The 26,235-nt window shown below is 44.7% G+C and carries 19 protein-coding genes; 5 read left to right on the top strand and 14 right to left on the bottom strand.

Features of this window, described 5'->3' with window-relative positions; genetic code table 11:
* Positions 1 to 119: 119 nt before the first annotated feature.
* Both QUB11_RS04130 and QUB11_RS04125 read right to left on the bottom strand, forming a co-directional pair.
* Complete coding sequence (locus QUB11_RS04130) at positions 120 to 566, bottom strand: tellurite resistance TerB family protein (RefSeq protein WP_333103984.1); 447 nt, start codon at positions 564 to 566, stop codon at positions 120 to 122.
* A gap of 367 nt (positions 567 to 933) precedes the next feature.
* Positions 934 to 2,238, bottom strand: a complete 1,305-nt coding sequence (locus QUB11_RS04125) for an ATP-binding protein (RefSeq protein WP_333389878.1) — start codon at positions 2,236 to 2,238, stop codon at positions 934 to 936.
* 126 nt (positions 2,239 to 2,364) lie between these two features.
* Here QUB11_RS04125 and QUB11_RS04120 point away from each other — a divergent pair, with 126 nt between their 5' ends.
* On the top strand, positions 2,365 to 2,688 hold the full coding sequence (locus QUB11_RS04120; protein ID WP_190735279.1) for a TMEM14 family protein: 324 nt from the start codon (positions 2,365 to 2,367) through the stop codon (positions 2,686 to 2,688).
* A gap of 307 nt (positions 2,689 to 2,995) precedes the next feature.
* Here QUB11_RS04120 and QUB11_RS04115 read toward each other — a convergent pair whose 3' ends face one another.
* Entirely contained in the window at positions 2,996 to 4,021 is a 1,026-nt protein-coding gene (locus QUB11_RS04115; protein WP_333389877.1) for a hypothetical protein, read from the bottom strand.
* A gap of 77 nt (positions 4,022 to 4,098) precedes the next feature.
* Between QUB11_RS04115 and QUB11_RS04110 the strand changes: the two genes are divergently transcribed.
* Positions 4,099 to 5,511, top strand: a complete 1,413-nt coding sequence (locus QUB11_RS04110) for a hypothetical protein (protein WP_333389876.1) — start codon at positions 4,099 to 4,101, stop codon at positions 5,509 to 5,511.
* A 251-nt stretch (positions 5,512 to 5,762) separates the two neighbouring features.
* Here the strand turns inward: QUB11_RS04110 and QUB11_RS04105 are convergent, their stop codons facing one another.
* Both QUB11_RS04105 and QUB11_RS04100 read right to left on the bottom strand, forming a co-directional pair.
* Positions 5,763 to 8,306, bottom strand: a complete 2,544-nt coding sequence (locus tag QUB11_RS04105; RefSeq protein ID WP_333389875.1) for a protein kinase domain-containing protein — start codon at positions 8,304 to 8,306, stop codon at positions 5,763 to 5,765.
* Entirely contained in the window at positions 8,300 to 8,707 is a 408-nt protein-coding gene (locus tag QUB11_RS04100; protein ID WP_333389874.1) for a hypothetical protein, read from the bottom strand. The genes QUB11_RS04105 and QUB11_RS04100 overlap by 7 nt, the downstream gene beginning before the upstream one ends.
* Before the next feature lie 426 nt (positions 8,708 to 9,133).
* On the opposite strand from QUB11_RS04100, the gene QUB11_RS04095 reads away from it, so the two are divergent.
* Positions 9,134 to 10,378 (top strand): glycosyltransferase family 2 protein, encoded by a 1,245-nt coding sequence (locus QUB11_RS04095; protein WP_333389873.1) that lies wholly within the window; start codon positions 9,134 to 9,136, stop codon positions 10,376 to 10,378.
* Positions 10,379 to 10,536: 158 nt separating this feature from the next.
* Here the strand turns inward: QUB11_RS04095 and QUB11_RS04090 are convergent, their stop codons facing one another.
* Entirely contained in the window at positions 10,537 to 12,825 is a 2,289-nt protein-coding gene (locus QUB11_RS04090) for an FdhF/YdeP family oxidoreductase (RefSeq protein ID WP_333389872.1), read from the bottom strand.
* Between the two features lie 227 nt (positions 12,826 to 13,052).
* Here QUB11_RS04090 and QUB11_RS04085 point away from each other — a divergent pair, with 227 nt between their 5' ends.
* Positions 13,053 to 13,265, top strand: a complete 213-nt coding sequence (locus QUB11_RS04085; RefSeq protein WP_332980081.1) for a hypothetical protein — start codon at positions 13,053 to 13,055, stop codon at positions 13,263 to 13,265.
* On the top strand, positions 13,252 to 13,434 hold the full coding sequence (locus QUB11_RS04080; RefSeq protein ID WP_333389871.1) for a hypothetical protein: 183 nt from the start codon (positions 13,252 to 13,254) through the stop codon (positions 13,432 to 13,434). Before QUB11_RS04085 ends, QUB11_RS04080 begins: the two co-directional genes overlap by 14 nt.
* A gap of 262 nt (positions 13,435 to 13,696) precedes the next feature.
* On the opposite strand, the gene QUB11_RS04075 is transcribed toward QUB11_RS04080, so the two are convergent.
* The 8 genes from QUB11_RS04075 to QUB11_RS04040 form a co-directional block, all read right to left on the bottom strand.
* Complete coding sequence (locus QUB11_RS04075; protein WP_333389870.1) at positions 13,697 to 18,883, bottom strand: nSTAND1 domain-containing NTPase; 5,187 nt, start codon at positions 18,881 to 18,883, stop codon at positions 13,697 to 13,699.
* 624 nt (positions 18,884 to 19,507) lie between these two features.
* Complete coding sequence (locus QUB11_RS04070; protein ID WP_333201034.1) at positions 19,508 to 19,867, bottom strand: hypothetical protein; 360 nt, start codon at positions 19,865 to 19,867, stop codon at positions 19,508 to 19,510.
* A gap of 373 nt (positions 19,868 to 20,240) precedes the next feature.
* The gene (locus QUB11_RS04065) at positions 20,241 to 20,420 is read right to left on the bottom strand and encodes a hypothetical protein (protein WP_333201036.1); all 180 of its coding nucleotides are present in this window, start codon (positions 20,418 to 20,420) and stop codon (positions 20,241 to 20,243) included.
* 131 nt (positions 20,421 to 20,551) lie between these two features.
* Positions 20,552 to 21,244 (bottom strand): response regulator transcription factor, encoded by a 693-nt coding sequence (locus QUB11_RS04060; protein WP_333052586.1) that lies wholly within the window; start codon positions 21,242 to 21,244, stop codon positions 20,552 to 20,554.
* 205 nt (positions 21,245 to 21,449) lie between these two features.
* Complete coding sequence (gene map / locus QUB11_RS04055; protein ID WP_333201038.1) at positions 21,450 to 22,277, bottom strand: type I methionyl aminopeptidase; 828 nt, start codon at positions 22,275 to 22,277, stop codon at positions 21,450 to 21,452.
* Between the two features lie 221 nt (positions 22,278 to 22,498).
* Positions 22,499 to 24,568, bottom strand: coding sequence for a response regulator (locus tag QUB11_RS04050; protein ID WP_333201040.1), 2,070 nt, complete (start codon positions 24,566 to 24,568; stop codon positions 22,499 to 22,501).
* Positions 24,569 to 24,575: 7 nt separating this feature from the next.
* Complete coding sequence (locus tag QUB11_RS04045; RefSeq protein ID WP_333201042.1) at positions 24,576 to 25,301, bottom strand: chemotaxis protein CheB; 726 nt, start codon at positions 25,299 to 25,301, stop codon at positions 24,576 to 24,578.
* Positions 25,255 to 26,082, bottom strand: coding sequence for a protein-glutamate O-methyltransferase CheR (locus tag QUB11_RS04040; RefSeq protein WP_333201044.1), 828 nt, complete (start codon positions 26,080 to 26,082; stop codon positions 25,255 to 25,257). The genes QUB11_RS04045 and QUB11_RS04040 overlap by 47 nt, the downstream gene beginning before the upstream one ends.
* Positions 26,083 to 26,235: the final 153 nt, after the last annotated feature.

Below are 26,235 nucleotides of genomic sequence, written 5' to 3'. Positions count from 1 at the left end.
ATCGCAATTTTACTAACCATCATATCGGTAAACCCGCACTTTGGGAGAAGTTATCAGCTAAGTAAGTGCTAATTTTTTATATTGTAAAACTCGCCCTCCTCACTCCTTTCCCTTCTTTCTTAACCTTTGTTCTTAATCAACATCACATCTATAATCTTGAGTGCAATATCTTCCGAAAGCCCCAATGCACTGTAAAGATCGTTCAAAAGTTGTTCTTCTTCTTCTGAAACCTCGCCATCTGCTAAAGCGATATCAGTTGTCACAGCAAAAACTGTTTCTTTAAGTTCGTCGGGAAGCGTTGCCAAAGCAGCATTAAACAGTACCTCAACTCCTTGCCGTTGCAGAATCATCAGCAGGCGATCGAGCATTTTTCTCATCACGTCATCGGGATAGCTGCGGAACAGTTGCATCCGAGATAGCGTCATGCTAATCGCTTTACTTTCGCTGTCATTGATGTAACCGTCGGCTGCTACCGCAATTAGTGCGATCGCCGCAAATGATTCGGCAGGCCCTAACGTTACTTCCGTTTCTTGGCGAGTCTGCGATACTTTATCAAATAAACCCATGATATTTTCCTCATTATTTAGTGGTGGATTTATGGAGTCAGGATGGGTTCTGGCTCTGGAGGTTTCTTGGGAGATTTTGATAATTATATCAAATTTGGTTAGTTATTTATTATCAAGAAAATTATGAAAAAATTAAGAATTTTTATTTCGCCCTTCGGCGCTGCAATGGCGGGTTTATTCAGATCCTGAATTGCCTTCCCATATATCGGCTAAAACAGGCATCTTGCACCCTTGTAAGCAACAGGCAAGATGCCTGTTCCACAAAGAGTGAATTTTATTGTGGAACAGGCATCTTGCCTGTTCATAAAAAACTTATTGAGAAGGATGTAACATCTCAGTTAAAACCCGCCCTCCCAGCGCAGACCATCTACTTGTCAAAAAGGGCTAACTCTGCTTTCAGGAAATCAACAAACTGCCGCGCAGTCCTGCCCGATCGCCCATTGCGACGAGTTGCCCATTCTTTAGCGCGGTGTTCCAAATCCTCAGCAGCGAGTTTGATGTCAGCAAGTTCTGCCAGATGTCGGACAATTGTTAAATAAGTGTTTTGATCTGCAGGTTCAAAAGTTAAAGTCAAGCCAAATCGATCGCTAAATGAAAGTTTTTCCTGCACAGTATCCCAAGCGTGAACTTCATCCCCGTCGCGGGGGCGAGGCCTGTCGTCAAAAAACTCTCGAATTAAATGCCTGCGGTTAGATGTTGCGTAAACTACCACATTTTGAGAGCGAGCAGTGACATTTCCTTCCAAAACAACTTTCAGAGCTTTAAAAGCATCGTCATCTTCCTCAAAGGAAAGGTCATCCACAAAAATAATAAACTTTTGAGGAACTCCCCGCAACTGCTCGACAATTAGCGGCAAATCTTGCAAATCCGATTTAGATACTTCAATCAAGCGCAGATTGCGATCGCTAAATTCATTTAACAGCGACTTAACCAAAGAAGACTTGCCCGAACCGCGGCTTCCGTACAGCAAAACGTGCAAAGCCGGATAACCTGCCAGTAAAAACTCCGTATTTTTCACAAGAGCATCCCGCTGCCAGTCGCAGCAAACCAACTCTTTCAAAGTTATGCGATCGGGATGCGAAATACTCGCCAACTGCCCTCCCCGCCACGCAAAAGCGCGATATTCAGCAAACAAACCCGTGCCAAACTGTCGGTAATAAACTGCCAAAGATTCCGCCGCGCTCGACCATTTTTCCAGTTTTCCGTGCAGTGGCAAATCTCCCTGTTCTGCTCGAGTTTCTGAATGCCAAATCGGAGGCACTGCGTCAAGTTGACCCGCTACCCGCACCCACTTGCTCAACTGTTCGCTGCTGCATTCGTAAATATTTTGCAGCACTTCTAAATCATGTCGGGCGGCCTCCACCAACGCGGGGGGCAAACTTGCAAAATCTGTTTGCTGTGCTCGGCGTGAAAAGGGGTTTTCGTCTTTGAGAATTTCCCAAATCAGAGAATCTTTCCAGCTTAAATTTTTAGCAGCCTGAAGTTTGAACCAGTTCCCGTAAGCTACCTGACATTCCAAACCGCTGACTTCGCTGTGGTGGAGGGCTTGCAGCAAATCGAGAAAGGCTTGACCGGCGGGGCTTTTGAGAACCGATTGATACAGCAGCAGGGATGCTGCGAGGCGCTGGAGGTAACGGATTTGGGCGATCGCACCAGAAGTTAGGGCTGACATAATGGCAATTGTATAACAGTTACATATCCTGACTGGGTTTAATAAATTTTCTAACAATTCGTGACACTCATTGCAGGCCGCGCTGTATAAATTTAGATGCAAACAGTGAAATCGGGAGGATTAAAAATGAATTTAGGTACAGCAGCCGCGATCGGCTACGGCATTTTAACACTGGTTGGCGGCATCATGGGTTATATCAAGGCCAAAAGCCAAGCCTCGCTCATTTCGGGCTTGATTAGCGGTTCGCTGCTAATTTTTGCCGGCACCGCCCAGCTTATGGGACAAAGTTGGGGTTTAACATTAGCAGCAGCCATCTCCGCTGTTTTAGTAATAGTCTTTATTGTGCGCCTTGTTAAAACTCAAAAATTCATGCCCGCCGGAATGCTAATTTTAGCTAGCTTAGCGTCTTTGGGCGCGATCGTTTACGAAATCAGCGGTCAATATCAATAATCAGTTGACTGTTGACTGTTGACTGTTGACTGTTGACTGTTGACTGTTGACTGTTGACTGTTGAGTGTTGACTGTTGAGTGTTGACTGTTGAGTGTTGACTGTTGAGTGTTGACTGTTGAGTGTTGACTGTTTTTAGTGGTCAGTGGTTATTTGTTAATTGTTAGTTGTTCGTTCTAATAACCAATAAACAATAACCAATAACTACTAACCAATAACCAATAACCAGTGACTAGTGACTAATGACTAATGACTAATGACTAATGACTAATAACTAATGACTAATGACTAATGACTAATGACTAATGACTAATGACTAATGACTGCATCAATATACTGCTGAACTTCCCTGAGTTGCTGCCGCTGGCATTCGATCCAATTTTTTTCTGCCGATCGCTGTTGGGCTGTCTCTTGCTGATACCGCGCCTGCTTCTCTAAAAAATTATTGTAGAATTTAATCGCTTTTTCAACTGTTTGAATTGCCAGTTTAATGCGCTCATCAAAAATTGCTATAATTACATTATCCAGGATTAAGCCAATCACTTTACAGGACTCTTCAAAATCGACCAAACTGATTCCCACCTTGCTTTTATGAACCAGAGTTTCTACAGGTTCTTTCAGCGTTTCTTTAAAAGTTTTCATATAAGAATCAGGCAAATATTTCAGTGGTTCCGTAAACTTCGATACAATCTCCCCGCCTATTGATTGTAGTCGCTCTCTAAATTTAGACTGACTGTTTAGGTCGAAGCATTCAATACAAAGCTCAATTTTTTCTATATCAATAGATTGTAATTCTTGAAAAATTAAACTCAGTTCATTCTCCATAATTAAAATCACTCGCTCGGCTTGGGCATCAACTGCATTCCGCAACTCTTTGTGCAAATTATCTTTTTCAAAAAAACCAATAGTATCTCTTTGAAAGACTTGAGGGTTTTTATCCCACAAAAACCACTGATTTTTTAATTTGGTCGCCTTGTCGCTCCAAGATTGGCGAACTTTAGCAACAGCATCATATTTGCCCTGTTTTCCTAAACTGCGAATTCTCACATCGCATCCGCTTAGTTCGCCAATTTGCTCCCAGACATCAACAGGAGATGCTCCAGCAATTCTCGGCTTGCTATTCCAGACATCCTCAGCCTGAGATACATCTTTGAAACATACCTGAAGTAACCCCTTGAGTCGGATGGCAGATTGCTTAATTTCGTCAATACAAGGTTCCACATCTAAACTGAGTTGGGTAGCTGACTGTTTAATCTCCACGGATTGATATTCGTCTGCCAACAATCGATCGCTAAACTGGGTAATAGCCTGGAATGCCTTGAGATACTCATTCATTTCCTTTCATGTCTCGTTTCCCTAAACAGCATACAATACAGAACATCTGCCTTTTTGAATGGAAACTGAGTCACCACATGGATTATATATTCACCCCTGCAACTCAGGCGCGACTCAATAGTGGCAACCTTGTACAGCCTGCTGCCAAAACAGGAAAATTGCTCCCTGCTGCTAGAGATCCGGTGACAGGGGAGTTTGTGGAGATAGCAAAAATTTTTTATCAATCAAGAAGTGAAACTCTATCCTCGCGCGGAGTTATAAGATTGCTCGCACAGTTAGCCGGAGGTGGCCCCATACAGCCGCTGGTAGCTCCCGTATACGTGACTGTGGCGCCGTTGCAGGTGGCTCAAACTCATCAGGGGTTTCAAAAAATATACAGAATGCTTAACTCTCTGAAAATTAATTTGGCAGTGATGCAAGCGACTGCTGCTGTCATTGGTATTGGCGCTGTATCGAGCACAGTTTTGTCAGCAGTAAACCTCAACCAAGTATTAAAAATCCGAGAAGAGGCAAAGCACCAGAAGCTAAAAATTAAAGACGGATTTATCGATCTCAGACACATCCTCAAAGATAGGGGAGTAGAGGTGATCCAGCAGATTTTTAAGGTGGCTCACGACTCTAGTTTTGAAATGCACCGCCAGAAACTGGTTAACGGTTATGAGATTTTTTCTAAAGCTATCAAACGCTGTCAGTCAGCCCTGACAGTGCCAGATATTAAACTTCGGAATTCCGAAATTAATAGCGGGCGGGATATGCTGTTTGAGGCTTTAAAAATTTATGACAATCCCAGTTTGTTGGAGGGGGTTTGTTCTGCCGGACAACTCAGGCAAATGGAATGTGTTTGGGCGATCGAGCAGGCGATCGGCGTCACGTTTCACTTGCAGCGGGCCTACGATATGGTGAGCGATCGCCTGCTGGAACTCCAATCAAAAATTCGTCAAAATATTCTAACTGTTGTTAAAGGATGTCAATCGGAACCAGAACTAGATTTTTTATTTCCCGAAGTTACTAGGATTCTCGGTCATGATTTAAGTGTAATAGAATTTTGGCAAAATGAGGTTGATTGGATGGAAACTTTGTCTCCAAAAGAGCAGCACCAGTTAGCTAGTTTAGATAAACTCACCGCCGATAGTTTAAAAAGCAGCGTGTACACTACATTCGCGGTATTAGCTGCGGAACCTTCCCTTTATGAAACTTTAAAGCAAAAGTCTCACTTTCTATCCTTGCGCGACCAACTAACCTTCGCTGTGTCGCCGGAAATCCGCCGGAGATACGAAGTTTATGTCAGCCAGCAGGCGATCGCGACTGGCTATCAAGCTTTAGCTGCCTCGAATTGGCAAGAAATATCCGATTTAACTGTGGCTAACCTCTACCACTTTTTTCAAATCCGAGAGGAATCCCCTGAAAATTATCCAACTGAGGACGAATTAGAAACGCCTTATTGGCACTTTCCCAAAACCTTAAAAAACGAGCTGAATTATACCAATTAAATGACTAATGACTAATGACTAATGATATCATGTACGATCGAGCGATTAAAAGGGCGGGTTTTTGAGATTGTCAATTATTGGCAGATATTTTGGGTGAACCCGCCCCTACCGTATTAGGGGTAATCGACCCGAATTGATATTACACCAGTTCCTCAACAGGATGGAACTGTAGGGAAGCTCCCAACCATTATGCAGTAAGTCATTCCCATCTAAAATCTAAAATCTAAAATCTAAAATCTAAAATCGGATGATTACCTCAACCACAACTTAATAGTATTGTCTTTAGAACCGCTAGCAATAGTTTTGCCATCAGGACTAAAAGTCACCACATAAACCTCATCGGAATGTCCCGTCAAAGTATTCAGCAATTCTCCGGTAGCAAAATCCCAAACTTTAATAGTTTTATCCTTGCTCCCGCTCGCAATAAAATTCCCATCCGGGCTGATAGCAACCGAGACAATATCGTCAGAATGTCCCTTGATAGAGCGAATTAAATCTCCTGTTTCGATATTCCAGATTTTAATACTTTCATCGTAGGAACCGCTAACAATTGTCTTGCCGTCTGGGCTAACAGCAACCGACCTCACCGCGTCGCCGTGTCCCTCAATAGTTTTGAGCAACGCCCCTGTTGTGACATCAACAACTGTAATTTTTTTATCCTTAGAAGCGCTAACCAAACTTTTTCCATCTGGAGTGAAAGCAACAGAATAAACAAAATCTGTATGGTCTGGAAAACTCTGAATCAAGCGACCAGTTGCTGCATCCGAAATCTTTGTGGTTTTGTCTCCGCTACCGCTAGCGACAAGCTGTCCGTTGGGGCTAAGAGCAACAGACCAAACAGAAGCAGTGTGGTCGAGACTGCGAATCACTTGCCCTGTTTTCAAATCCCACAACATGACTCGCCAAAAACCGGTTCCCGTCGCCAGTTTCGTACCGTTTGAGTCAAATGCAACCGACCAAATAGTGGAGGAATCTCCTGGAAAAGTGCGGATCGACTTGCCTGTAGCTAAATCCCAAATTTGGATGGTTTTGTCTTTAGAACCGCTGGCTAACATTAAGCCGTCTGGACTGAAAGCAACAGACCCAACGGCATCGGAATGCTGAGCGAAATTTTTGACTTTGGCGTTCTTCCACCGCAGACCTGCTTGGCACTGTTCTTGTAACTCCTGAGCGGACGCATAGCGGCTGGAAGTATCGGCAATTGTTGGTATTTGGCTGATGCAGTCTTCATAATTACTGCCTTTATAAAGAGCTTCAATTTGATTGAGCTGTTGGGATTCTTTCTGGACTCGCTGCTGCCATTCTTGCCACTTGAGATATCCATAAATTCCGCCGATCGCAGCTAAGAGAGCCGCAATTGTTGCCCCGGCAAGATAAGGATTGAATTTGCGAGTTTCTTTGGGGACAAGTGCTGCTGGGCTGGCGATCCTCTCTGTTGGCGTAGCCCCCGTAGGGGCGGGCTGCGCTAACGATAAATCGGTTTTTCCGTTCAGATGTACCTGCGGGGATACCGCCGGACTTGCCTGCAATTCGAGTTGAGGGGCACTGCTGGCTGGTGGCCCATTGGGGTTGCGGTGTCCCTCCAAAACTGTGGAGATCGCCTTGTACAATTTAGCAAATAAAGATTTAGGAATGACTAATTCTTCGATTTTCGCGGCATCTTCGTCGGTAAGCCCTAAAACTTGCTGCAAGCGTTTTAATTCGTCGCGAGTTTCCAGAGAAAATGGATATTCTTGCTGCATTGCTTCTTGCAGTGATTGTTCGTAGCGTTCGCCTTTTTCCCTGTATTTCCGGTAAGGGTTCAATACCTCATCTTCGATCGCCTCTGCTTCTTCTGGCAGCAATTCCAAACTGACGCGCAGTTCATCTAATATTCTCCGACCGACGACGGTAATATCACCCCGGCTGCTGCTGCGCCGATCGACTTCTTCGCGATATATTGTTAGCTTGGGAATCCGCGCCCGCGATCGATCGCCAATTTTCCTCAAATCGGCTAAAGCTTCCGCCGCCGACTGGTATCTCTCCCGAAAATCATAGCGCACCATATTGTCTAAAACATCGGCCAGCGCTTGGGAACACACGGCTAAATGTCGCCAAACAATTTCGCCTTTATTAGAATTTTTCAAATCCCGCAGTTTCGGCAAATCGTAAGCCGGCAAACCCGTCATTGCTTGGATGCCAATCATTCCCAAAGCGTAGATATCGCTGTTGAGTTGGGGGTTGTATTGAAATTGTTCGATCGGCATATATTCCAGGGTGCCAATCCGCACAGTTACCGGGGCTTGTCTTTGAGCAATGTGAATTTCTTTCACCGAGCCAAAGTCGATTAAAACTAACTTGTTATCTGAATAGCGGCGGATTAAGTTTGCCGGTTTAATATCTCGGTGAATTACTCCCTGTCCGTGTACAAACACTAAAATTTCTAACAGTTCCTTCAGCAAAGGAATCATTTTTTCTTCGCTCATAGGTTTGCCCGGTACAATCTCGGTTGATAGCGAGTGACCGGCAACAAAAGATTCAACTAAGAAAAATTCTTCATTTTCTTCAAAATAAGCGAATAGCTGAGGAATTTGGTCGTGTTGACCGAGCCTTTCTAGAACTTCTGCTTCTTTTTGAAAAAGACGGCGCGTAGTATTAATTAATTTCGGTTCGGTAGTACCGGGGCGCAGGTGCTTGACAAAGCACTGCGGTTCTCCGGGACGGCGAATATCTTTGGCAAGATATGTTTGTCCAAATTCTCCTGTTTCTATGACTTCAATGATTTGATAGCGTCCATCTAAAAGTTGGCTCACCATGATAATAACCCAGCCTTTTTTTGGTTGATTTTCGCAAGAAACAGTTGGACTGTTGAGTCAGTTGTATAGCCTTTTTCAGGTAAATTAGGTGTTCCAGGGCATTGGCAAAACAGGGCATTGGGCATTGGCAAAACAGGGCATTGGGTATTCGGAATAGTTGTTTCTTTCCTTCTTCTTTCTTTCCTTATTCCGAGTTCCATCGGACTTCTTCCCTCTGACTTCTTTCCTTCAGACCTCTTTCCTTCTGACTTCTGACTTCTGACTTCTGACTGAGATATTGCACCATTCTCAATTACTTGTTTAGGAACAGGCAAGATGCCTGTTCCACAAGAAAAATCATTCTTTGTGGAACGGGCATCTTGCCCGTTCTTGACAATGGTGTAACATCTCAGTTCTGACATACTTTATTTTTTCAACATCTGCAAAGCTTGATATCCCAAAAAGAAAAAACCCAAAGCGCCGAGTACCGCTATCGTGTTCGCAAACACATCGACTGTAAAAAATTCGCCCATTGCAATCTCCTCTGACAACTGATATCTATCCTCGGCTTTTCGGTCGCTGTCTGGGTGAGGGGTCTTGCCCCTCGGTGCGGGCGAGCCGAAAGATGCTCACAAATTATAGCAAAGGAGGTGGTCAATCGATTTTAGATTTTAGATTGAAGCATTGAAGCATTGAAGCATTGACTTGCGCGAGATGAATCCGGGGGCTTGTATCCTGGATGCTTTCGGTCAAAATAACTTTTCGGGCGATCGACTAGCTTTTTGCTTTAATATTTTTTAATATTTAGGGAGACAAATCCTGTACCGAAATTTTGAGGTCAGTTCGCTTTGATATTGTTAACCCTGCTAATTTTTTCTCTGATTGTAAGTAGAGCTTACAGTAAGAATTTGCGCCGATCGGTCAAAAATGCGCCTCGCACCGACAGAAGTTCCGCGAGGCCCTCACCGGAGTCCGCCGCGCAGTTCCCTAAAGTTTCGGTAATCGTACCAGCATACAACGAGGCAGAGAATATTCGGGATTGCGCGATCGCCATTTTGGAGAGTACACCGCTGTCTGTGGACAACTTAGAGGTTTTGATTGTAGACGATCGCTCGACAGACGACACCAAGGCGATCGGGCAAACCCTGCAACAGCAGCTCAACGACCCCCGGCTTAAAATATTAGCAGGTGAGCCGCGACCAACCAACCAATATTGGGCGGGCAAAAACTGGGCCTGCGCCCAAGCTGTTCAAATAGCAACCGGAGACTTCTTATTATTTATCGATGCCGACGTGCGACTCAAACCAGGGGCGATCGAAACCGCTATCGCCACAGCCGAAACCGAGAAAATAGACTTGTTCACCTGTATGCCAGCACTGGTTTGTGAGTGTTTTGCCGAGTGGTTAGTACAGCCGATAATGTTCAATCACTTAGCAGTTTGCTACGACTTTACCGCCGTCAACGATCCCTCGCAAACAGACAGTGCTTTTGCCGGCGGGCCATTCATGTTATTTAGGCGATCGGGCTACGAAAAAATCGGCGGTCACGAAGCCGTTGCAAGCGTTATTGTGGAAGATGTGGAATTAGCTAGACGCATCAAACGTGCGGGTTTAAAGCTCGGACTTTATTCCGGGTCAAATTTGGCATCCGTGCGGATGTATCGGTCTTGGAACGCATTGTGGGAAGGCTGGACAAAGAATTTGTATCTCGGCGCTAACCGCAGTTGGGGGCTGATGGTTTACATGGCTGCAATTATGTTTTTTCTTTATCCGATGCCGTGGTTGGCATTAGCTATCTTGCTGGCAAACGGGGACTTCGCAGAAATTCTGACAATCACCAATTACCAATTACCAATTACCAATTACCAATTGCCAATTACCTGGTTAACTATCTGTTTATCCGTAATCGTAATTTGGCAGCATTACACTTTGCGCCGCTTGGGTGCCGAGATTTCTGACTGTCCGACGAAATACTGGTGGTTGGGAGGTTTCGGAGGTGCGTTCGTGGCGGCGATGGCGATCGCCTCTGCGATTAAAACAGAAACCGGCTGGGGATGGACTTGGCGGGGTAGAACTTTGCAAATTAAGAGTTAATTAAGACTTGCATATGGGCAGGCAAGATGCCCAACCCCTACTCCCCACAAAAAATTAACTCCTTGTGGAACAGGCATCTTGCCTGTTCTTAAAAATCATCTAAAATGTGAGTTATAGAAGACAGAAGGCAGAGCTAATCATAACATCCGTTACATCCGTTACAGAATCCGTTGCCGAACTTCCGCGTATACAAAAGCAGGTACGCGCTTGTAAGCCGGCGTGCCCGATCGCCTTTCAATCTCCGGGTGAAAAATCACATTAACTTCAGGATAAAACATCAAAGCAGCACCCTCACGAACCGCCCCGTAAATCACCTCCACATTTTCCATTTTCCCCACATTTCCCTGCACTGTAACCCGCTGATGTTCTTGAAAACCCGTGCTTTCTGCATCCGCACGATTCATCAAAATGCAGTTGCGGTGCGGCATTCCCCGGTATTTGTCATCAATTTTGTAGACGACAGTATTGTGCTGAGAATAGCTGCGTCCCGTCATCAATGCCACAACAATACCCTGTGTTGACTCCGATACTCCAAACTCTTTCGCTTCCGGTAATCTCAGCTTAGGTAAAGGCGTGACAAACATCTTCGCTTTCCCAGACTCTGTAGGGAATTTAGGTTCTGTAAAAATGCGACCGCTGATGGTAAATTCCTCTTGTGTTTCATCAATTGTCGCTATTTTTTCATAGCCAGGAATAGTTTTAGCAATCAATTGCCGAACGTATTTTGTGTCTTGAAGTTGGCGCCAATCAACGGGAAAATTACCGTGAATTCGGCTGGCTAATTCTGTTAAAAAATGCACTTCAGGAATCAAATCAGAATTCTGGAGATGAGTTTCGCCCTCATCATTTAAACGCACAAAGTTATTCCCAGATTCCACCGTTGTTTTGTGGGGGTTTTCAAAGCGATTCAGTACCGGAATCACAATTGTATTGTGCTTTGCCAATCCGTGAAAATGCCCTAAATTCGGTTTGGTTGCGAGGTAGATAACTGTTTCAACATTGCTTAAAGCCTGTTTGGCCTGCGTTGAATCTGGATTCGCCCCATACAAGTTGCCGCCCAGACATATCAGCGTATCGACTTTGCCTGCCTCTGCTGCTTCAATGAGCGATCGAGTGTCGTAGCCCTTCACAGGACTCAGGGGACGATTCAATAACTTTTCTAAAGCTTGTTGAATTTCTTTTTTAAGCTTCACAGTGACGCCCATAGAGCCGAATCCTTGGACGTTTGAGTGTCCTCTGACGGGCATTAATCCCGCCCCTTCTTTGCCGACATTTCCTGTCATTAAGGCAGTATTGGCAATGCTGAAAACGTTATCTACACCGTTATCCTGTTGGGTAATTCCCATCGCCCAACCAAAGACTACTCGCTGGGACGTGCCAATAATTCTGGCGGTTGCCTCAATTTCTGCTTGGGAAACTCCGCAGGTTTTAGTAATAGTTTCCCAATCGGTTTCACGGGCGTGCTGTACTACTGCTTCCCAGCCTTCTGTATGAGCTTGCAAATAGCTTTTGTCCAGCAAACCTTGTTCGATTATAGACTTTTGAATGCCCACAAATAGCGCCGTATCGCTACCGGGAATTGGTTGCAAGTATAAGGAGGAAATATCGGAACCGGGGATGAGCGATTTGACGGGAAATGCCGGAGAACCAAACTTGACTAACCCGATTTCCATCACCGGATTGATTACAATTATTTTACCGCCTTTGTCGCGAATTTTAATCAATTCGTTCATCAAGCGGGGATGGTTGTAGGAAGAATTGCTGCCCGCGAGCACGACGCAATCTGCTTCCTTCAAGTTTTCTAGACTCACTACCGAGGTGCGGGTGGCAAACATTTCGCTTAACCCGATTGTCGAGGGAGCGTGGCAGAGATCGGAACAATCTGCTAAGTTATTGGAACCCATCGCCCGCATCATCAATTGCAGCAGAAAAGCCGCTTCGTTGGAAGAGCGACCAGAACTGTAAGAAGCCACTCGTTCGGGGGTTTTGCGAAAAGCAGCTTCGGCAATTTGATAAACTTCTTCCCAAGAAATGCGATCGTAATGAGATGAACCAGCCCGCAAAATCATCGGAAAACTAAGCCTTCCCAGCCTGTCGGCTTCCATTGAAGTTAATTGCTGAAGTTGTGCAATACTCTGCTGTTCAAAAAATTGAGTTGAGATAGCCGGCTTAATTTCAGCGGAGATTGCTTCGACGCTTTTCATGCACCGCTGAAGTTTTTCGCCCTCTTCATTTGTAAAACCTCCTTTCTGCCCGCCCGTGCCCCAAGAACAGGACAAACAAGCACTTTTGTGGAGCAAAGTTTTCCAAAGCTTCGGCCCTTCCGGGGACAATGTATGTTCGGCCCAATATTCAATTACGGGTAAACCGCCACCTATCTCTGGTGTTTCCTCGTTTGTCTCGTTGAATGGCGGGATTGGTTGGACATTTTGGGAGTTGACATCCATCTGGTTTACCTCGGGTTTTGATTGCTGGTTAATTCGGTGGGGAATTGCCAAAAAGGTTAAGCTTGTCAGTGGAATTTTAGCGCAATTTTACTGCCAACACAATTAGCCAGTAGATAGATTTGTTTAAGCGATCGGTTGAGCAACTCGACAGGCAGACGCGATCGCCTCTTGACAAAAAAAATGTATCTATTATAATAATTCATATACTCAGATATAAACACTACAAAATGCTAGAACTACATAAAAGTTATGTAATCGACGAAAATCAGCAGCCGATTGCTGTTCAAATCCCCCTTGAACAATTTGAGAAAATCGAGGAAATTTTGGAAAACTATGGTCTGGCTAAACTTATAGAAGAAACTGAAGGTGATGATAGATTATCAAAAGAACAAGCACTAAAGTATTATAACTCAATCAAACAAAATAATGTGGCAAGTTGAATATACAAATCGGTTCCTCAAAGAACTAGCTGCTTTACCTGCTGAAATTAGAAGTAGGATAGAACCTATAGTTTTTCAATTCTTAGAATCAGACAATCCCTTTGCATTAGGATATCTGGAAAAAATGAAAGGTTATCCAGATAAATATAAAATTCGTGTTGGTGACTAAGCTGTTACGCATTCAAATTGGAAATTCTGGACAGGCTAGAAGCGCGTCCCACAAGAGTTTTATTGATTTTTGACACACTGTTTAAATGTAGAACAGCTTACCGTATTGGACTCACAGTTGATGCACCGACAAAAACTTTAATTTGTCAGCGAGTAGCGCACCGCCGAGACATATACAGAATTTTTCCATAAAATTATGTTGATGAGAATTAGCAAAATATAATTATGTAGGGTGTGCAGCCCGCAACTTACCGCTGTCAATTTCACCGCTTCCCCTTATTTAACGCCTGCTTCCCAAATCCCAGACACAGCAGTCGATCGCCCTCAGCAACATTCGGGTCATTCTGCAAATAATCTCCCAACCATTCGCAACTCCGAGCAATGATATTATTCAGTTCCAAATTCGCCACAGGCAACAGAATTACAGTCCTATCCCTACTAGCAAAAGCCAGAGTTTTGCTGTCAGAACTAAAAGTAACGCTCAACACGCGATCGCTCGATTCCAAAGTCTTCGATAGCAGCGCCTTCTTGCCGTCAAAATCCCACAGCTTAACAGTATTTCCCCCACTCGCCGCCGCAATCAATTTGCCGTCGGGACTAAAACTCACGCTTTCTACAGTATCGCTGTGGTCGAGTTTTTCAGTTAAATTCGCCATTTTTCCATCAAACTCCCACAAGTAAACTTTTTTGTCACCGCAAGCAGCAGCAATAGTCTTACCGTCGGGACTAAAACTAACATTTTTAACACTGTCTTGGTGGTCTAGAGTTTTCATAATTTTTGCCGACGAACCATTAAATTGCCACAGGTAAACTCTCTTTTCTCCGGTAATTTCAAAAGCCTTTTTCTTCCCGCTTACCTTGTCCTCAGCAGCGGTAGCAGTAGCAATAGTTTTGCCGTCGGGACTGAAGCTAACGCTAATTACTGGATTGCTGTGATCTAGTTTTGCCAACAAAGTTGCTTTAGAACCGTTCCAGCGCCAGAGGTACAATTTGCGATCGGCACTTGCGGCGGCAATTATCTTTCCGTCTGGACTAAAACTCACGCTTCTAACAATGCCGCTGTGGCTGAGAGTATCTAACAGTTTGCCGTCTAAACTCCAGACTTTCACGGTTTTGTCATCGCTCGCCGAAGCAACAGTTTTATCATCAGGCGAAATGCTCACCCAGGTAACAGAATCCTTGTGACCTTCTAAGGTTTTGAATAAACTGCCGTCAGTGCGCCAAAGTCTCACTGTTTTGTCCCCGCTAGCAGAGGCAATTGTTTTACTGTCAGCACTAAAACTGACTTTGTAAACCCAGTCTCCGTGTCCCGATAAAATCTTATTCAGCGGAGTGCTGTCCGGTTTCCAAATTTTCACTATTTTGTCTTTACTTGCGGAAGCAATAGTGCCGTCACCGCTGAAACTCACGGCCCTTACGTCGTCTTGATGTCCTCGAAAAGTATTGAGCAAAGTGCCGCTGCGACTCCAAACTTTCACCGTATCGTCGGCACTGCCGGTGACAATTTGTTTGCCGTCGCGACTGAAACTCGCGCTGACAACTTCATCGTTGTGTCCTTTGAGAGTTCTGATTTCCTCACCGTTTCGGTTCCAAACTTTGGCTGTGGTGTCGGCACTTGCTGAGACGAGTTCTCGACTGTTTGGACTGAACTTAATGCTGTAAACAATGTCAGAATGTTTGGTTAGTGTTTTGGGATTAATTTTAAATTTCTGGGTTTTAGTTTCTCGGTTCCAAAGTTTGACAGTTTTGTCAACGCTTGCTGAGGCTATTGTTTGGCCGTCGGGGCTGAAACTGACGCCCAGCACCCAGTCTTTGTGTCCGGTTAAGGTTTGCAGCAATTTTTTGTTCGCAAGGTTCCAGATTTTGACGGTGTTGTCGTGACTGGCGGAAGCTAGGGTTTTGCCGTCGGGACTGAAACTGACGCTGGTGACGATATCGCGGTGGCCGGATAAAATGCCACTAGCACTTTTGTCGTTATCTACTTGCCAAATTCTAATTGTGCGATCGGCACAACCAGTAGCGATCGTTTTCCCATCGGGACTAAAACTAACACTCGTCACGCTATCCGGGTGATTGAAAGTTTTTAATAACTTACCTTCTTTAGTCCACAATTTAACAGTTTTGTCAGCACTTGCCGAAGCAACTGAATTGCCATCGGGACTGACACTAACATCCAAAACAAACTTGCTGTGCTGCTCGAAACGGTTGCGTTCTTGCACCCCGGAAACTGCTTGTCTGAGTCTTTCTGCAATTTTAGTTTTAGTGTCTACAGGAAGCGCTGTACTTTTCAGAGAATCACGACCAATTTTGATACTATTTCCCAACACTCCTAATTGATTTTTTTCATTAGAAATCACTAAAGATTCCGACGCCGAATTTAGGGCGTCAGTCCGACTTCTTTCTGCTTCTTGCCGCGCGCTTTCTGCTAATTTTGCTTGCTCGAATGCCATCGCCGAAACACCTCCGAGCACAAGCAGTCCTAGAACCGCTGCCCGCAATTGCCATCTCCGAGTTTGGTAAAGTTGAGCTTCCGCTTCGTGCTGTTTCTCTCTAGCTTCCGACAGCAAAGCATCTTGCTCTCTGTCTTTGCGAATTTGTTCAATTTCATCTCGGTTAATTTGGTTTTGCTTTCGCAGTTCCTCAAATTCTGCCTTTTTATCTAATTCTTGCTGCTGGCGAATGAAGCTAACTAAATAATCGTGAACGAGCTGATAAAGCTCTGCTGGCAGTTCCGTCCAGCGAAAAACTAAACCCGAGTTTACTAACAGTTCTAAAACTAAATCTAATTTGTCAGCTTCAGCAAATGTCGCTAAATTAGAGGCTAATTCGGCGCGGGTTTTTAGGGGACGGATCTCATCTTCATCTGTCAGCAAATACAAAACTCGGCGCGCCGCTACTTCATTTTCCGGGCCGCAATCTTTGATGACTTCTTCGAGAAATCTTTCGACTAATTTTTGTTGCGGATTGTTGCCAAGTTCCTGATATTGAGTTAAAGTTCTAATGTTCTCTTGTTGCAGTTGAGCGCCGACAAGTTGTAGTTCGATCGGGCGGACTTCTCCTAATTCTCCAGCTAAATCTTGGACTAATTCTTCGATCAGCTCCGGTTCTAAGTAAAACTGCGCTCGCTCAGTTAAAGTGCGAATTACCGATCGCGCATCGACCAGCGAAAAATTTCCCAAATAAAACAGAATGTTTTTGCTGAGAATGTCCTCTAAAATATCATTGTTAACGAATCCTGTCTGGTTTTTGGGTCGGGAAAATTCCAGCAAATAGTGTAAGTAATCTTCCCGCAAACACAGGACGACTTTTAAATATTTGATTTTCAAGCATTCCCGCAAAAAATCAAAAAATACTTGTCGTTCCGCTGGCTCTTTCCACACGAAAAAAAATTCTTCAAATTGGTCAAATATCAGAACAGTCACTAGATGTTCTGAATTTATTTGCAGCTCCTTGATAATGTTTTCGTATTCGATCGCCTGTTGTTGTATGATTAATTCTACTGGCTGTGACTGCTCCCTTCTCTCCTCATTATTCCCAGTCGAGTCACCGTGAAATCCCGAAATATGATTTCCCTTGACTGCACCTGCTTCTACAGGAAAATCTACCGGATCATTTTCTGGTAAGGCTTCGGAAATTTCCGGATCGAATATTTCAGCTTTCCCAGCAGATAACTGTCTGGTCAATTCCCGCGGCCAGTTGTTGTAAACTTGCAGCACTACGGGCAAAACAGTCCGCATTTCTATTTTTTTTTGTTTGAGAGCTGGTACTAATCCTCCCGTGACTATTGAACTTTTGCCAACTCCAGACTGACCGTAAATTACTGTCAGTTTGTCGGGGGTATTGTTCATCCTATATATCAAGCGGTTGAGGTCTTGCTCTCTGCCGGAAGCTGTAATTTCGTCAGCAATAGTAGCAGCGCCGGCAATAGTTTCGGCGACGGAATTAACCGCTTCTCTGTGCGGCTGCAATTTTCCGGCTCCAATAAAAGCTCGGAACCGATACGTGTGTTCCACTGCTCGATAATCTTGCTTAATTTGAAATGCTTCGAGATATTCTCCCCGCTGAAAATAGAGCGATCGCAGCATTTCTAAAACCCGCAAATACAGTTGCGGGTTGTAGCAAGGTTCGGTTTCCAAGCGAGCAAGCTCTAAATTTGCGATCGCCTCCTGCACCTCACCCAACTGACTCTGGGCCTCTGCTAAAATTAACAGATACAAGCCTAGATGCTGCGACTTTACAGGCGTTCCCTGTCCCGTCGCTTCTAAATTTGAGTTGAGAACGTCTAGAGCGATTAAAGCCCATTCTTTCGCCCCTGGCCAGTTCTTTTGCTCTAAGGCTACTCTAGCCAAAAAGCCGTAATCTTGAGCCAAATTAACTGCTGAATTTTCCATATTTTCATGTAACCTCCGAGCTTTGATAGCTAAATTCCAGAGTGCATCCCAATCTTCTAAATGCTGCAATACTTCGCCAAGTTGATTGATGAATATACCAACGGCATCCGGCCGTCCCGCCCGTTCTAAAACATCAATACATTCCTGAAAATAATTCTTAGCTTCCGTCCAGTAAGGACGGTTGCCGCTGCGGTGTTTTTCGGCTTGGAAGCGGTAGCAAAGACCGATGTGGAATAGCAGCATTCCCTCTAACACCGGTGCAGGGTGAACGGTAAATAACAAATCGCTAAATTCTGTTTTTGGCCCAATAAATGCTACTTGATACTTCCAAAAACTGAGACTTTTTTGATACAATTCAATAGCCGTAGGGATGCGGTGACAAGCATATTCGTGCCTACCGCGAATAAATTGCAAACTCGCTTCAATAGCTGGTTCTAACCTGATGTTGCAAGTTTGCAAGTCTTGGCTAGCCGACTCTAGTTCACTCAAAGAATTGGCTCCGAGAATGGCAGAATTAGTTAAACGCCAATTGCCACTTTCTAAAATGTTGGAAAAAATGCGATCGGCACTTTTGCCCAGGAAATCAACCAAGTCGTCGGGGCCAATCACAAATTCCACACTTGTCGTCCAAGTTTCGATATCTGTTACTAACCGAATCAGTTTTTTTAAGATTTTGTCTGTCACCCACAGCACCACCGGGAAGGGAAAATTATTCCGAAATTCTTCCCTCACGTAGTTGGTAGATGTCAGCAGTCGATCGATCGCACTTACCGATTCTAATCCAAACACCATTAAAGCTGGCGGATGGCTGCAGGAAATTTTGGTTTCTATCGTCGTGTAAAGAGTTTTAACAGATGGCGGGAGGACAATTTCTCGAATCTCGATATCAGACTCCTCCCGCAATTGCCTTACAATTTCCTCTCTCATCGCACTGTAATTGCACCGCACCAAAATCAGGGAAAATTGCCCCTGAGACATCGAGAGAGTCCGGGTGAGAGTTTGCAGCGAACTTTTGTTTTGCTGTGCTGCGGTGTCTTGCTGGCAGTGGGAATTAATCATAATTAATATTTGAAAAAGTTTCTGAGGATAGGTGCTGTCAACTGCCGAAAAAAGGAAGTTCGGCAACGGATTTTTTAACGGATGTAACGGATGTAACGGATGGCAGTTCGGCAACGGATTTTTTAACGGATGTAACGGATGTAACGGATGGCAGTTCGGCAACGGATTTTTTAACGGATGTAACGGATGTAACGGATGGAAGTTCGGCAACGGATTTTTTAATGGATGTAACGGATGGAAGGACTCGACGGCAGGGGGAAAGTGCAATTAAGAACTTCCTAACCGTTGTGGCGGTTGCTCTAACTAAGTTTACTTTTACCCGTTGTTACGTTTGCCAATCACAGCGAAGAATCACATGATTAATTTTATTTTTGCCCTTTTTGGCGATTTCCCATCACTGGGAACTATCAATTAATTAAGTTTATTTCAGCCTGCATACTTATTATTTTAGCCGATCGCAATTAAAGCATACCCAAAAAAATACATACTCTGTTATTCGCATATTCCCAGCAAAATCAACCGGAGTTTACTGAAATCTTGATAATTGCTCCAATTCTACCCAGCAAATGAGTCTTTGTTTGCGGGAGTCCCAGCCATCGCCAAAATCGCACAAATCCGATTCAGTTATTCGCAGATCCCAGAAATCCGGCATTCTCGGGTTGACTGGCCCCTGGCCGCACTGAGATAAACTACCGGGGGCGGCTCATCAATTACAGCTTGAAGATTTTTTGTCATAAATTTACTAATCTCCATATCTAAAGTAGCTGCGAAATCAGGTTCATCCCAATCCTCGCTTTCTTCAATGCTAATTGTTGTTGGTGGCCCAATATCAAAATCTAGCTCATCGCCAAAATCCGAAACTTTCTTAATTGGATCTATTTTCTGACTGGTATCAGTGGCAAAAGCTTGATTTGTATTGGCTATTAGTACGATCGGCAGTGCTACTATAACACTTATCGTTTGTCGCGCCGTGATTTTCCTCATGGTATCCTCCTGATATAAACTAAACTTTGGTACTGCTATACATTCAACATCTGCGGCTACTTTAGAGCGCTGTGAGTCGATTTTAGATTTGAGATTTTAGATTGACTCCACAGATGAATCTGAGAGCATTAACTAGGGTCTAAAATTTTATGCCTGGGGGCCGAGAAACCGCGTTTTTTTGCCTAAAGATGCGTTACACACCGTAAATTCGGTAAAAAACCCGGTTTCTTTGTCGGAGTGCGTCCAGGACTGTAATTAATAGTGGCTTGTTTTTCCACAGGAGATAACCTTATCTGTGACTGTTTGTGGCAAGTTTGCTTAACGGAGCATATCCGGTCAACTGTTTGCCTTTGTATTTACTACGTGAAAACTCTTAAACAGTCAGGTTTTCCCGGTAAGTAATTCCCCGGTGTTTGCGAGTGTTCATCTCAGACTCGAAGCAAAGTGGGTGAGAAGTCCGCGCGTGCGTAGCTATCCCGTAGGGAATCGCACACCCGTTTTCGCACACCAGTTTTGGCACACCCGCGCTGCCACCAGCAAGCTGATGTGACATACCACAGCCACGGAATATCTGTCAATACTTATATCTTAACATTTCTAATTTTTTGCATAATTCTCGTTACCAGGAAGAGCCTGGTAACGCAGCTCGGCGAGGCAGAGCCTCCAGCCAAGTCGAGAGGACTCCTATTTCGTCAAGCCGTGTTCGAGAGCGAAGCGAACCAACTCAGTACGGCTGTTAGTACCCGTCTTGCTAAACAAACGGCTGACGTACTTTTCCACATTACGCACGCTAGTTTCTAAGCGGCGGGCAATTTCCTTATTCATCAAACCTTGAGCAACCAAATCCAAAACACTTTGTTCTCGCGGAGTCAAATCAATTTTAATCGGCGAAGGACTTTGGGCGATCGAACTCCGCCCGCTCAGCAAAGACTCAATTCTCGCCATTTGGCTTGTCAAAGCAGCAATATCTGGACTTTCAGGATTTTCGCTCGTCTCCTTAGCAGCCGCGCGGCGGGCCAGCAAATTGGTTACTATTGCTACTAATTCGTCGGGATCGAAGGGTTTAGAAAGATAAGCATCGCAGCCTGCTTGATAGCCTTGAATGCGATCGCTCGTCATCCCCTTAGCAGTCAAAAACACCACCGGCAAAGCCTTATAGCGAGGATCTTCCCGCACTTGCTTGAGAAATTGATAACCGTCCACCTGGGGCATCATAATGTCTGAAATCACCAAATCTGGATTAGTCTGCTGCAAGAGTTCCCACCCATCGCGAGCATTACTGGCCACCTCAACCGCAAAATCGCTATCTTCCAAATAAGCTTGTACTGCTTCCCGCAAGCCCGGTTCATCATCTACCAATAATAATCGTGCTGACATAGTTGTTACCTTTACGCTTTACCACTATTTTTTAATTTAGCCGCATTTAAGTCTTATTGTCACTCCATCCCTCGAAGGAAGTTAAAAACTTGTTGTCCAACTCAAGAGCTTTGAGTTAGGTTTTGATCTAACGATTAAAAAGTGTTTAAATCTTTAATTCAAAACTCGAAACTCAAAACTCAAAATTATTGTTGAACCCTTCCACTTAAACTTTTGAACGATCTGTCAAAATTTCATAGCCAGTTTCTGTCACCAACACAGTATGCTCAAACTGAGCCGACATAGCATTGTCAACGGTTACAGCAGTCCACTTGTCAGAAAGCGTCCGAGTGTATTTAGAACCGGCATTCAGAATTGGTTCGATCGCCAATGTCATGCCCGCTCGCAATTTCACGTTCGGCATTTCCCGCGTGCGGAAATTGAAAACCGACGGTTCCTCGTGCAAATTTCGCCCGACACCGTGGCCGGTAAACTCCTCAACGACGCTAAAACCGTTGCTTTTGACATGATCTTCGATCGCACCAGCCAGATCGAGCAAATAGGCTCCAGCCTTCACTTGTTCGATGCCTTTGTAGAGAGCTTCTTCTGCAACTCGGATTAATTTTGCCGATTCGGGAGTCACTTCCACAACTGCGATCGTGATGCAAGAATCGCCGTGAAAACCTTGGTAATATGCCCCCGTATCTACCTTGAGAACATCTCCTGCCCGAATTACCTTTTTGGCGCTGGGGATGCCGTGAACAACTTCGTTATTAATGCTAGAGCAAATCGAACCGGTGAAACCGTGATAGCCTTTAAAACTGGGAGTTGCACCCATTTCGCGGATGCGTTTTTCGGCATAAGCATCCAAATCAGCAGTAGTCATTCCCGGTTTCACCATTAGGGAAATTTCTTTGAGTACCGTTGCAACGATTTTCGCTGCCTGCCGCATAATTTCGATTTCGCGTTCCGACTTAATTTCAATGCCTCGACGCTGTTTTTTGACTTGGGGTGCTTGAGTTGGGCTAGAAAGCAGACTGCTAAAAATATTCATGAATTGATTGGCGAGTAATTTTGTACTTGGACGGCAGGTTGAAGCAAAAAACGGCAAATATCCAGTTTTTTGTGGAAAAACGAGTGTCTTGTTCCGAACTGTCGATCGCGTATCCTTTTAGCTAGCTTAATATTTTTCTCAGTAATCGGCACGAAATTGGGGGGTCAATCAGCCTTCACGCACGGGCTCTCCTGCCCAACCCCTACTCCCCACCAGAAAATTTACTCTTTGTGGAACAGGCATCTTGCCTGTTCTTGAGCATGGTGCAAGATATCAGTTGGAGCGGGATTTCCGAGTCTTCCTGTGAGGTTAGCAATTGCGGCAATTAACTTATTTATGTCAACTGGTTTAGATAAGTGCATCTGGAAACCCGCTTCCAGCGCTTGCTTGCGCTCGGACTCTCTGGCGTAGGCCGTCAGAGCGATCGCAGGCATCTTTCCACCCCTAAGCACTTCCATTTCTCTCACCCGCGCGATCAACTCGTAGCCGTCTGCTTCGGGCATTCCAATGTCGCTCAGCAGCACATCCGGCCAATAACTCTCCAGTGCATCTAGAGCCCCGGCCACCGATGCCGCCGATCGCACCATAGCTCCTTCGTCTTCGAGTAAAGCAATCAAAAACTCCCGCGTGTCATCGTCATCATCCACCACCAGCAATTGCAAATTAGCCAGACTGGGCAGAGCCTCTGTCCCGTCATTGAGTTCCGACCAAGCATCCCCTGCACCTCCGGTCTTCCTCTGAGCAATAGGTAAAGCCACCGTAAATTTCGCACCCTCGCCCGGATTATTCTCTGCATACACCTTACCGCCGTGCTGTTCAACCAAGTGACGGACGATCGCCAATCCCAGTCCCAAACCCCCGTAAGACCTAGTTGTGCTGCTATCAGCTTGGCGGAAGCGATCGAAAACATAAGGCAAAAAATCAGGAGCGATACCAATGCCGCTATCAATTATCTGAATGTGAGCCTCATCTCCAACTGACTCTAACCGCACCTCTACTTTACCCTCTTGCGGACTAAACTTAATCGCATTTGACAGCAAATTCCACACAATTTGCTGCAACCGATCGGGATCGCCGATAACTTCACCTACATTGGGACTGCACGTTAATTCTATGACTATTGATTTTTCCTCAGTCAGCGGCTGCAAAGAATCTATTGCCAGCTTAATCGCAGATTCCAACCGAATCGGATGCTTATTTAAATTTAGTTTCCCCCGCAGAATCCGCGAAACATCTAAAATATCTTCGATGAGTTGAGCTTGAGATTTAGCATTGCGCTCAATTGTTTCTAGGGCTTTCTCAATAGTGTCTTGGTCAAATGTTTTGGTACGAAGCAGCCTAGACCAGCCGAGAATTGCATTTAAAGGAGTGCGGAGTTCGTGAGAGAGAATAGCTAGAAATTCATCCTTCATCTGGTTAGCTCTCTCCGCTTCTTGCCGCGCCACTTGTTCGCGGATTAGTCTCCCGCGTTCTTCCTCTGCTTGCTTGCGGTCTGTGACATCTCTAACCGTGCCCACATGACCGATAAGTTTTCCCAAATCCGAAAACATTGGTGACGACTGCACGTGAACCCAACGCACACTTTCGCTACCAGCTAATCGAAACTCGTTAGAATATTCCTGACTTTCTTTAATCCAAGCTAACCAATCTGTGACTACGCGATCGCGATCTTCTGGATGAACTTCCCGCTGCCAAACCTCTACCAAGCTTTCGTCCAAAGCTAACCCGCAAATCGCTTGACAACGGGGATTAATGTAAGTACAGCGGCCTTCAACGTCAGCTAAGTAAATTCCCAGTGGCGAACAAGCACACAAAGTGCGAAACCGCTCTTCACTTTTACTTAGTTCACTATTAACAGCAGCTAACTGTGTTGCTTGCTGCTTCACCTCGACGGTTTTTTGGAACAATTCCACAAAAACCCCCACCTTCGATGTCAATATTTCGGGTTCCAAGGGTTTGAACAGGTAATCCACCGCACCCAGAGAATAACCTTTAAACACGTGGGTGTCATTACTGCTGAATGCTGTGATAAAAATAATCGGAGTCGCTCGCGATCGATCTCTAGAGCGAATCAATGTTGCTGTCTCAAATCCATCCATTCCCGGCATCTGCACATCAAGCAAAATTACCGCAAAATCTTCATTAAGCAGACATCTCAGAGCCTCCGCGCCCGAATTAGCTTGTACTAGATGATAAGAGGGGCTGTTGAGGATAGCTTCTAGAGCTACCAAATTTTCTGGGCGATCGTCAACTAAAAGGACATTTACTCGATGGGGGGACTGCAGATTCATAAATTTTTTAATCTTTAATTCTTAGCAAATTGACTAAACAGGGAGCGATTTTAGAGAGGGGTAAAATCCAGTCTACTTCAACATTTGCGATCGCCGACGCTGGCATGGTCGGGCATAGAGCTGAAGCCGGTTCCTCCACAAATGTCAATCCTCCCTCAGCTTTAATTTTTGCCAGCCCTTTACTACCATCCGAATTAGCTCCCGTTAAAATTATCCCGATCACTTTCTCCCCAAAGGCATCCGCAGCAGACTCAAACAGCACATCGATTGAGGGCCGCGCGTAGGAGACAGGAGCCTCAGTTGATAGTGCAAATTTAGGAGTTCCGCGATTGGGGATTGGGGATTTTGAATTATGGATTGACTCCACTGCCACGCTCCCCCATTCTGTAAAGTTGTTTTCATACAGGCTAAACTCCTCGTCAGAGGGCGATTCTATTAGCAAGTGATAGTCAGCAGGAGCCAAGTAAACCCGTCCAGGTACGATCTCCTCTTTGTCTTCGGCCTCTGTGATTTGGAGAGAGCTTTGCTGTTGTAAAACATCCGTGAGCCTATTCTGAGAACTCTTATGGCGGTGTTGGACAATAACTACAGGCAAAGGAAAGCTTTGTGGCAAATCTGCCAGCAGCACAGTCAGAGCCTGTAGCCCTCCCAAAGACGTGCCCACAACCACTATTTCAAAATTTTTTTTATTTAACTCTTCGGTAGAGTTTATCACTACTTTCAATTGGTTCATAGTATTTTTCATAAGGTGTAAAAGTCATAGACTCCTGATGTCCTAGTCCTAAAACTCCAAACATTCCCAGGCTCTCATAAAAAAGCTTGTGTACCCGCTCTTGGAGGTTTGAATTGAAATAAATCAGCACATTACGGCACAAGATAACATTAAATTCATTAAAAGAATTATCCGTTGCTAGGTTGTGGTGAGCAAAGACAATATTATCTTTAAGTGAAGAGCGAAAAATCGCATTTTCATAGGCAGCAGTGTAATACTCAGAAAACGCTTTCTTGCCCCCCGCTTGGTGGTATAGTTGCGTATATTCTTGCATTTGTTTCAGCGGGAATATCCCTGTTTTGGCGGTTTTCAAAACTAATTCATTCATGTCCGTAGCGTAAATCCGACAACGGTCGTACAGTCCTTCTTCTTGCAGCAAGATTGCCATAGAATAGACTTCTTCGCCCGTTGAACATCCAGCGTGCCAAATCCGAATAAAAGGATAAGTACGCAGTAGCGGCACCACTTTATTTCTGAAACTAATGTAAAAGCTGGGATCGCGAAACATCGCCGTTACATTGACAGAAATATCCAGCAGTAAACGATCTAGGTAAGCAGGATTGTGAAGTACCTTTTCCTGAAGGGCAGAGACAGTGGTGAGCCGTTCCGAGCGAATAGTGTTCCAAATACGGCGCTTGAGAGAGGCAAGAGCATAATTGCGAAAATCAAATCCGTAATAGCGAAACATTCCCTCTAGTAGGAGTTGAATTTCGATTGTTTCAAGTTCATGGCTTTGGGGCATTTTTAATTACTAATTGGTTATTGGGCATAGTTGACTGTTGACTGTTGACTGTTGACTGTTGACTGTTGACTGCTGACTAATGACTAATGACTGTTGACTGTTGACTGTTGACTGTTGACTGTTGACTGTTGACTGTTGACTGCTGACTGTTGA

Origin of the sequence: Microcoleus sp. B6-A1, assembly GCF_036705085.1 — a bacterium.
Classification (GTDB): Bacteria; Cyanobacteriota; Cyanobacteriia; order Cyanobacteriales; family Microcoleaceae; genus Microcoleus.
This window is presented reverse-complemented; position numbering and strand designations above follow the sequence as displayed.

What these genes read in the sequence shown, in the direction of transcription:
- QUB11_RS04130 (WP_333103984.1), bottom strand. Translation starts at nt 566, where the DNA reads ATGGGTTTATTTGATAAAGTATCGCAGACTCGCCAAGAAACGGAAGTA.
- QUB11_RS04125 (WP_333389878.1), bottom strand. Translation starts at nt 2,238, where the DNA reads ATGTCAGCCCTAACTTCTGGTGCGATCGCCCAAATCCGTTACCTCCAG.
- QUB11_RS04120 (WP_190735279.1), top strand. Translation starts at nt 2,365, where the DNA reads ATGAATTTAGGTACAGCAGCCGCGATCGGCTACGGCATTTTAACACTG.
- QUB11_RS04115 (WP_333389877.1), bottom strand. Translation starts at nt 4,021, where the DNA reads ATGAATGAGTATCTCAAGGCATTCCAGGCTATTACCCAGTTTAGCGAT.
- QUB11_RS04110 (WP_333389876.1), top strand. Translation starts at nt 4,099, where the DNA reads ATGGATTATATATTCACCCCTGCAACTCAGGCGCGACTCAATAGTGGC.
- QUB11_RS04105 (WP_333389875.1), bottom strand. Translation starts at nt 8,306, where the DNA reads ATGGTGAGCCAACTTTTAGATGGACGCTATCAAATCATTGAAGTCATA.
- QUB11_RS04100 (WP_333389874.1), bottom strand. Translation starts at nt 8,707, where the DNA reads ATGTCAGAACTGAGATGTTACACCATTGTCAAGAACGGGCAAGATGCC.
- QUB11_RS04090 (WP_333389872.1), bottom strand. Translation starts at nt 12,825, where the DNA reads ATGGATGTCAACTCCCAAAATGTCCAACCAATCCCGCCATTCAACGAG.
- QUB11_RS04085 (WP_332980081.1), top strand. Translation starts at nt 13,053, where the DNA reads ATGCTAGAACTACATAAAAGTTATGTAATCGACGAAAATCAGCAGCCG.
- QUB11_RS04080 (WP_333389871.1), top strand. Translation starts at nt 13,252, where the DNA reads ATGTGGCAAGTTGAATATACAAATCGGTTCCTCAAAGAACTAGCTGCT.
- QUB11_RS04075 (WP_333389870.1), bottom strand. Translation starts at nt 18,883, where the DNA reads ATGATTAATTCCCACTGCCAGCAAGACACCGCAGCACAGCAAAACAAA.
- QUB11_RS04070 (WP_333201034.1), bottom strand. Translation starts at nt 19,867, where the DNA reads ATGAGGAAAATCACGGCGCGACAAACGATAAGTGTTATAGTAGCACTG.
- QUB11_RS04065 (WP_333201036.1), bottom strand. Translation starts at nt 20,420, where the DNA reads ATGTCACATCAGCTTGCTGGTGGCAGCGCGGGTGTGCCAAAACTGGTG.
- QUB11_RS04060 (WP_333052586.1), bottom strand. Translation starts at nt 21,244, where the DNA reads ATGTCAGCACGATTATTATTGGTAGATGATGAACCGGGCTTGCGGGAA.
- map (WP_333201038.1), bottom strand. Translation starts at nt 22,277, where the DNA reads ATGAATATTTTTAGCAGTCTGCTTTCTAGCCCAACTCAAGCACCCCAA.
- QUB11_RS04050 (WP_333201040.1), bottom strand. Translation starts at nt 24,568, where the DNA reads ATGAATCTGCAGTCCCCCCATCGAGTAAATGTCCTTTTAGTTGACGAT.
- QUB11_RS04045 (WP_333201042.1), bottom strand. Translation starts at nt 25,301, where the DNA reads ATGAACCAATTGAAAGTAGTGATAAACTCTACCGAAGAGTTAAATAAA.
- QUB11_RS04040 (WP_333201044.1), bottom strand. Translation starts at nt 26,082, where the DNA reads ATGCCCCAAAGCCATGAACTTGAAACAATCGAAATTCAACTCCTACTA.